This is a genomic window from Amycolatopsis sp. NPDC051045, assembly GCF_040682955.1.
Lineage (GTDB): Bacteria > Actinomycetota > Actinomycetes > Mycobacteriales > Pseudonocardiaceae > Amycolatopsis.
Map to the genome: position 1 here is coordinate 1 of NZ_JBFBCC010000059.1, position 7,813 is coordinate 7,813.

A 7,813-nucleotide genomic window follows, 5' to 3' on the forward strand; every position below is an offset into this window, starting at 1 on the left:
AGCACGTCGATGTCAGCAAGGAGGGCACCGCTACTTTGAGCAGAACAGACCCCTTTTCAGCCACTCCTCGCGCGGTGCTCGGCGAGACACATGCCGTGAGAGCCACACCAATGACACCGGCGGGCAGCCGCTGTGAGCGAGCGACTCACCGAGCACCTGGACCAGAGTCTGGCCGGACCCGATCCTGCCGCCCAGTCTTAAGTAGCCGAGGAGCGGATGTTCGGCGCCACCGTCGGCCGCATCCTCGGGACCACAGCTGGGTGGGTCAAGGGATTGAGATCGTTACCAGTCGTACAGGCGGCCCCAGCGGCCTGGCAGGTCAGACAGCCGTTTCATGTCCGGGGTCGGCGGCGTGGCGAGCAGCCAACCGGTTGGCCAGGTGCGGACGTCGTCCACGTCCAGGCGGGCATATGCGCCCTCGCAGGTGGCGGTGCCGGTGAACGTCACCTTGCTGAAGCTGACCTCCCCGCCGAACAGGGCGTTGTCGAAGTTGGCGTGTCGGCCGAACTCCGAACCGCCGAACAGAGCTTGGCCGTCGAAGCGGGTTCTACGGAACCTCGCCTCGGCAAGCATTTTCGTCTCGGTGAAGATTGCACTGTCCGCGAAAACCGCGTCATTGAAACCGACGAACTCGTGGAAGACCGCGTCGTCGAATAAGACGCTGTCGACGAATCGAGCGCCACCGAAAACCACGTGCTGATCGAACCGCGCGGCACGGAAGAAGGTTCGACCGTCGAATTGGGGTGCGGTGTACTTGTCTGCACCGAACTGAGCACGGCCCGCGAACCGCGCACCGTCAAACATGGCTGTTTTCACGAAGTGCGCGTTGTCGAACCAGACGAAGTCGAATCGCGTACCGCAGAAGTCGGTGGTCTCCTCGAATAACGCTGAGTCGAAGGTGGCCTTCGACCGGAATGTGGCTTGTTCGAAGTTGGCCTCCTGGTCGAACCGTACCCGTGTGAAGGTGGCGGACTCCGCCCACACGGTGTTGATGAACCGGGCGCCGCCGGTGAACCGGGCGTTGTCGAACGACACCGGGCCGGTGAACTCGGCCAGACTGAGCTCAGCGCGACCGTCGAACCGGGCACCGTCGAATGTGGCGCCGCGCAGACGGCAGCGGTCGAGGTCGAAGTCGAAGAGAGTGGCGCCGACCAGGTCCAGTGTGATGTCAGGCCAGAACCCGTCGCGCGATTGGTCTCGCCGCAAGTGCGTGGCCAGGAGGCGTTGGGCCGTCAGCCGAACCTGTCGTTCCTGAGTTCCGCGCAGTTCGCGGTCCGGGTCGGGATCCGTCGAGCCGGTGTCATCGGTGGTGTGAGGCATGCGCAAGTAGGCACAAAGCAGATTGACGATGACCTGGCGTTGATCAGGGTTGCTCTGCGCAAGACGTTCCAGTGCGTAGACGCCCGCGATCCGCACGTGCGCGTGCTCGGAGCCGAGCTGGGCGGCGGCCATCGTGTACAGCTCGGTGACCCGCCGTTCCACCGCCTCGCGGGCGGTGTGCGCCTGGTCGAGGTCCTTCTGCCGCAACTCGCGATCCTTCTGTGCGATGGCCAGCTCCGCAGTCCGCTGGCGGCGAACCGCGAGCCACAGGGCGACCGCACCACCGGAGCCGACCACGATCGTGCCAGCGGTCTTGATCGCCTCCAGGCTGTTCCGCGGGTCACCCCTTCCAAAGGCAAGCACCAGCGACGCCGCAGCACCGACGCCGATCACGACCATGACGACCGCCAGCCACACGACTGTGCTTGATCGCAGAACTTCGAAGGTCGAGCCGTTCTCCCGCGTCAGCGGTGGAAGGTCGCCAGCAGACGGCGTCACGCCCCTGCCCTGGTCGTCAGCGCGGCTGTCCGAAATCGCATTTCGTTCCTTCACATCGCGGTTACTTTACGACCACACGTTCCCGCGGTCACTGCTCCGGCCGAGTGCAGGGTGGCCGCCCCGGAGCAATTGTCAAGAACTGTGGATGAAGATCTTTTAGGCGGCTGCGGGTGGGGTGTGTTCGGTGGGTCGTTCGACGAGTTTGCCTGCTTCGAAGCGTGCTCCGGCGCGGACGAGGGCGACCAGGTGGGGCGCGTTCACCGCGCGCCAGCGGGCTTGTGCTGACTCGATGAGCTTGAACGCCATGGCCAGCCCGGCCGCGCGCGAGCCGGGGCCCTTGGTGACCTTCGTGCGGTGCCGCACGGTGGCGAAGGTCGACTCGATGGGGTTGGTGGTGCGCAGATGGATCCAGTGCTCGGCCGGGTAGTCGTAGAACGCGAGCAGTTCCTCGACGTCATCGGTAATCTTGGCGGCGGCCTTGGGGAACTTCGCGCCGTAGGCGGCATCGAACGCCGTCACGGCGTCGAGGGCGCGCCGGCGGTCTTCGGCGTTCCAGATCTGTGCGAGGGCCTTCTTCGCTCCAGGGTGTGCGGACTTGGGCAGTGCCGCCAGGACGTTGGCGATCTTATGGAACCAGCAGCGTTGCTCCCGGGTCTCGGGAAAGACTTCCCGCAGCGCGCCCCAGAACCCGAGCGCCCCGTCGCCGGCGGCCAGCACCGGGGCACGCATCCCGCGACGCTTGCAGTCGCGCAGCAGATCCGCCCAGGACTCGGTGGACTCGCGGAAGCCGTCGGTCAGCGCGACGAGCTCCTTGCGGCCGTCAGCGCGCACGCCGATCATCACCAGCAGGCACAGCTTGTGTTCCTCCAGGCGGATGTTGACGTGGATCCCGTCCGCCCACAGATACACGAAGTCCACAGTGGACAAGTCTCGTTCGCAGAAGGCGCGTTGCTCGGCGCGCCACTGCTCGGTCAGCTTCGTGATCACCGGGCCCGACAGGCCCTTCGCCGACCCGAGGAACTGGCCGAGTGCGGGCACGAAGTCGCCCGAGGACAGTCCGTGCAGGTACAGCAAGGGCAGCACCTCGGTGATCTTCGGGGTCTTGCGCGCCCACGGCGGCAGGATCGCTGAGGAGAAGCGTTGCCGCTGCCCGGTGTCAGGATCGATTCGCTTGTCGTTGACCCGCGGCGCGGTCACCTCCACCGCCCCCGCCGAGGTGAGCACCTCGCGGGGCTGGTGGTGGCCGTTGCGCACCACCAGGCGGTGTCCATGCTCGTCGCGCTCGCCGGCGAACCGGGCGATATAGGCCTCGACCTCGGCCTGCAGCGCCTCGACCAGCATCCGCCGCGCGCCTTCGCGCACGAGTTCATCGATCACCGACGACGCGGACGAGCCGCCCGCCGCACCGTCATCACCAGCAGCAGGATCAGGGACTACGCTCAGTATCGGGTCGTACCTTCCCGGCCGACGTTGGCGCGTCGGCCATGCTTGGAAACCTCAATGGGTCACCGGGAAGGTACGCCCCCTCCCGGCCCATCCGCAGGTTTCAAGCATTGCTCCCGCCCCGTTCCGAGCGCTGGTCCGGCGAGTAATGAACACGAAGGTGCCGGCACCACGATCCCGTGGGACAGTGCCCGCGTCGTTCTCACCCGAGCCGAAGTAAGACGACGCGGACGCACCGCTGAGACGTCCGCACATGCCGCTGATCGGTCGTTCGGGAACTCGCGTCGAGCTCCCCTGCCCGTCCGCATCTCCGATCACGGCCGCCGGTGCCCTGCTCGCCGAATTCGCCGAGGGTTGACCTTCACCTTCGGGGAAGCCGCAGAGTGGTCGTGACCGGGCGCCCGCCCGGAACGAGGAGTCCTCCATGAACATGGTCAGCATCGGCGAGTTCTCGCGGCTGTCACGGCTGTCGGCCAAGGCACTGCGGCTGTACGACGAACTCGGACTCCTGGTGCCGGCCCACGTCGACACGGAAACCGGATATCGCTGGTACGCGGTCACGCAGCTGGACCACGCACGCCTGGTGGCCTCGCTACGCCGGGCCGAAGTCCCGCTCGCCCGAATCAGGGACATCCTGGCCCTGGATCCGGCGTCAGCCGCCGAGGCGATCAGGGCTCACTGGGCCGACGCCGAAGCCGAGCACGCCGCCCGGCGCGTTCTGGTGGGCCACCTCGTTGATCACCTTCAAGGGAAGAAGTCCGTCATGTACGAGGTCACTGTCCGCGACATCCCGCAGCGCAGCCTGCTCAGCCGGATCAGCAGGGTGCACCAGGACGAACTGGAACCCCTGACGCGGGAGCTGTTCATCCACCGGTTGCGCCGCGGCGGTGTGCCGCGCATCGAGGGGATCGCCGGCGCGCCGTTCACGATCTACCACGGAGAGGTGAGCGGCGACAGCGACGGCCCGGTGGAATGGTGCTGGCCCGTGCCCGAAGACCGGGCCGCCGAGGTCGCGGCCGGATTCCCCGATCTGACCCTGCGCACAGAGCCCGCCCACCAGGAAGCGTTCGTCCGCCAGGAGACGCCCGGCCGGTGGGCCGCCGGGTCCCAGGTCGAGGTCGCGGTAGGTGCGCTCTTCGCCTGGGCCGCCGAGCAGAAGCGTCATCCGTCCGGCGGCGTGCGCGGCGTACTGGTCCCCACCGCCGGCACCCAGGAGACCGGGCCTTACGTCGAATTCGCCCTATCGCTGAGCTGAGCCGGCCACGTCTCGCCGGGCGACTCTTCACCACCTCGATCGAGGTGTCCCGCCCTGGCATGCTTTCGAGCCGGATGCGAGCGTGGTGGAGCTCCGCCATCGCCGCGACGGTGAACATGCCGAGGCCGCTGCCCCCGGTCATCCGGCTGCGACCCGCGCCGGCCCGGTAGAAGCGGTCGAAGACATGGCTGACAGCGTCCGCGGGGATGCCCGGGCCGTGGTCTCGCACCCGGAGCCACCATGGCGAGACCGACCAGCTCCGCGGTCACGATGGCGGCCGGACTCACCGTCACGACCCACGTGACGGCGGTCGCGGCCATCGCCGAGGCGCACGCCTGGTTGGGCTGCCGAGCTGGTCGACGGGGCGGAAGGGGCATTTTTGGCCTGGCTAGGCGTCCCCGTCGCCGGCGTCGCCGCAGTCGTCGTCACCGCCGGACCCGCCGGACCCGCCGGACCCGCCGGCGACCAAGCCCCACAGGAGGAAAGCGAGCAGTACGCCGCCGAAGATCGCCGTGTCGGGGTGCTCTTGGACGATGCCGGTGATCACCAGGGCCGTGGCGCCGGCCAGCATCAGCACGAGGACGATCACGCCGGCACGCCCCGTCCCCTGCGCAAGGCCAGTTCGGCGAGAACGGCGGCGCCGTCCGGCAGGACCGAGTCGTCGAACTCGGCCAGCGGCGAGTGGTTGTCCGCGGTGCCGTCGCCCGCGCCGAGCAGGACGAAGGCTCCGGGAATCCGTTGCAGCACCCGGGAGAAGTCCTCACCGCCCGGCAGTGGGGCGGCCAGCTGGTGGAAGCGGTGCTCACCGAGGACTTCGCCGATGGTGCCGGCGACGAACGCCGTCTCCTGCGGGTCGTTGACGGTCATGGGATATCCGTCGAGGTAGGTCACCTCGGCCCGCAGGCCGTGTGCCCGCGCGATCGACTCGGCCAAGGTGATGGCGGCGTCCTTGATCCGGGCTTTGGCGGGTGCGGAAAACGTGCGCAGGGTCGCTTCGAACCTCGCCGTGTCCGGGATGACGTTGCGTCGGATGCCGGCGTGCAGTGAGCCCACGGTCAGCACCACCGGGTCGAAGATGTCGGACTGGCGGGTGACGAGGGTTTGCAGTGCCGTGACGATCTCGCACACCACCGGGATCGGGTCGTGCGCGCGGTGCGGCCGGGCGCCGTGCCCGCCGGAGCCGACGACGGTGACTTCGAGTCCGTCGGAGGCCGCCATAGTCGTGCCCGGGCGGGCCGTGAACAACCCGTGCGGCACAGCGGAAGCGAACACATGCAGCGCGTAAGCCGCGTCCGGTCGCCTTCCCGCAGCTTCCAGCACACCTTCGGCGATCATCGCGGCCGAGCCGTCCCAGCCCTCCTCACCCGGCTGGAACATGAAGATCACGTCTCCGGGCAACGCGTCCCGCCTCGCGGCGAGCACGTGCGCGGCCCCGACCAGCATGGCGGTGTGCAGATCGTGCCCGCAGGCGTGCATGACCCCCTCGACGCGGGACGCATAGTCGAGACCGGTGCGCTCTTGCACGGGCAGGGCGTCCATGTCCGCGCGCAGCAGGACAACCGGCCCCGGCCGGTTCGCCCGGAGCACCGCGGTCACGGAGCTGAGCCTTTCCCCGGTTGACACCTCCAGCGGCAGCCCGTCGAGTGCGGAGAGCACGCTTTCCTGAGTCCGCGGCAGGTCCAGGCCGATCTCGGGTTCGGCGTGCAGCCGGCGGCGCAACCGGATCAGATCGTCGCGTATCGCGGTGGCGTCCTCATGTACGGACATCGGGCGGTCTCCTCGGGGGTCGCTGGGCTCCTTGCCGAGAATCGCGCCCAGTGCGACGCTGTGCGCCAAACTCACGATTTCGCTCATCTGGATGGCCGGAATGCAGGATGTGCTCATACCCGACGAGACGGATCTCAAGCTCGTGCACGCGCTGCAGGCGGCACCCCGCGCGACCTGGCATGAGATCGGCCGTCTGCTCGGCGTCGACTCCGTCACCGCGACGCGGCGCTGGCAGCGACTTGCCGAGGCCGGATCCGCCCGGGTCACCGCCTATCCCGACGTCCGGCTGTGGGCGCAGGACCACTGCAACGCGTTCATCGAAGTGGATCTCCAGCCGACCGCCAGGGCGGAGGCGGTGGAGGTGCTGTCCCGTGTCCCGCAGATCGCCTCGATCTCGATCGTCAGCAGCGGCCGAGACCTGTTCCTGACCGTGCTGACCCCCGATCTGGCGACGCTGTCGCGGCTCGTTCTCGAGAAGCTGCAGCAACTCTCCGGCCTGCGCGGAACGCGGACCCACGCGATCACCACCGTCTACGGTGAGGGCAACCACTGGCGACTCGACGCTTTGTCACCGCAGCGGCGGGGATACGTCCCGCTGGGAACCGGCACCCGGCCCATCTGGAAGGACCACTACCGGGCCGTGCTCCGCGCCCTCGACGACGGACGGAGCCCGGCGGCCGACATCGCGGCGCGCACGGCGAAAAGCGGGTCCACCGTCCGCCGGTGGCTCAACGAGATGATCGACGGCGGCTTGCTGTCGCTGCGCTGCGAGGTCGCCCAGCCCATCACCGGCTGGCCCGTCGCCGCGACGTTCTGGGCCCGGGTACCACCCGGCGAACTGCACCGAACCGCCACCGCATTGACCGAGCTGCCGGAAGTCCGCCTCTGCGCGGCCACCACCGGAGCGGACAACCTCGTGATGACCCTGTGGCTGCGCTCCCTCGGCGACATCCAACGCCTGGAAGCGGAACTCGCTGCAAAACTCCCCGCACTCACCCTCACCGACCGCGCCGTCACCCTCCACTCCGCCAAACGAATGGGCTGCCTGCTCGACGACACCGGCCGGATCACCGACGTGGTGCCCGTCGACCCGTGGGCATCGTTCTAGAACCGGCGGTCGGATCGGCCGAAGACGGCGACCGATCATCGATGACCAACCGGCCACGGCCCGGCGCCCGTTCAATCCAGGTTGCGACAGCGATCAGGCAGACCAGGGTTCGGCACGGACCGGAGCTTTCAAGGCGTACGAGCTCGCCCGAACGATGCGGCCGTCGACCGTCATGATGCCGGATGTACTCGGCGAGCGCGGCGCGAAGATGCGCTCGCCCACGATCACCATGCGCTCGATGAGCTCGGTTCTGACTGTGAGTACAAACCGTTCCACGTAGCAGTTCGCCCCGCGGGTTCCATGAGCACGAGGTCGCCCGGCGCCTAGTACTCCAGCCGCACTTCGTTACTGACAGGTGTAGCCTGTTGACCTTGTGATCGTGGATGCGGATGTCGAGGCGTGGGCGGCCGGGCTGGAGGATT

At 68.1% G+C, this 7,813-nt stretch carries 6 protein-coding genes and 1 pseudogene; 2 read left to right on the top strand and 5 right to left on the bottom strand.

The window, feature by feature from the left end; all coding sequences use genetic code 11:
* Positions 1-282: 282 nt before the first annotated feature.
* Entirely contained in the window at positions 283-1,872 is a 1,590-nt protein-coding gene (locus AB0M80_RS44030) for a pentapeptide repeat-containing protein (RefSeq protein ID WP_364576511.1), read from the bottom strand.
* Between the two features lie 102 nt (positions 1,873-1,974).
* Positions 1,975-3,195 (bottom strand): IS256 family transposase, encoded by a 1,221-nt coding sequence (locus tag AB0M80_RS44035; protein WP_364576512.1) that lies wholly within the window; start codon positions 3,193-3,195, stop codon positions 1,975-1,977.
* A 490-nt stretch (positions 3,196-3,685) separates the two neighbouring features.
* Here AB0M80_RS44035 and AB0M80_RS44040 point away from each other — a divergent pair, with 490 nt between their 5' ends.
* Positions 3,686-4,516, top strand: a complete 831-nt coding sequence (locus AB0M80_RS44040; protein WP_364576513.1) for a helix-turn-helix domain-containing protein — start codon at positions 3,686-3,688, stop codon at positions 4,514-4,516.
* Between the two features lie 91 nt (positions 4,517-4,607).
* On the opposite strand, the pseudogene AB0M80_RS44045 reads toward AB0M80_RS44040, so the two are convergent.
* From AB0M80_RS44045 to AB0M80_RS44055, 3 genes and pseudogenes are all read right to left on the bottom strand, one after another.
* Positions 4,608-4,745: pseudogene (locus tag AB0M80_RS44045) on the bottom strand (ATP-binding protein); the annotation flags it as partial.
* 159 nt (positions 4,746-4,904) lie between these two features.
* Positions 4,905-5,105: a hypothetical protein gene (locus AB0M80_RS44050; protein ID WP_364576514.1), complete on the bottom strand. Its 201-nt coding sequence runs from the start codon at positions 5,103-5,105 to the stop codon at positions 4,905-4,907.
* Positions 5,102-6,283: a M20 family metallopeptidase gene (locus AB0M80_RS44055; RefSeq protein ID WP_364576515.1), complete on the bottom strand. Its 1,182-nt coding sequence runs from the start codon at positions 6,281-6,283 to the stop codon at positions 5,102-5,104. Before AB0M80_RS44055 ends, AB0M80_RS44050 begins: the two co-directional genes overlap by 4 nt.
* Positions 6,284-6,374: 91 nt before the next feature.
* On the opposite strand from AB0M80_RS44055, the gene AB0M80_RS44060 reads away from it, so the two are divergent.
* A complete protein-coding gene (locus AB0M80_RS44060; RefSeq protein WP_364576516.1) occupies positions 6,375-7,391 on the top strand; it encodes an Lrp/AsnC family transcriptional regulator in 1,017 nt (338 codons plus the stop codon).
* The last annotated feature ends 422 nt before the right edge of the window (positions 7,392-7,813 follow it).

What these genes read in the sequence shown, in the direction of transcription:
- AB0M80_RS44040 (WP_364576513.1), top strand. Translation starts at nt 3,686, where the DNA reads ATGAACATGGTCAGCATCGGCGAGTTCTCGCGGCTGTCACGGCTGTCG.
- AB0M80_RS44055 (WP_364576515.1), bottom strand. Translation starts at nt 6,283, where the DNA reads ATGTCCGTACATGAGGACGCCACCGCGATACGCGACGATCTGATCCGG.
- AB0M80_RS44060 (WP_364576516.1), top strand. Translation starts at nt 6,375, where the DNA reads ATGGCCGGAATGCAGGATGTGCTCATACCCGACGAGACGGATCTCAAG.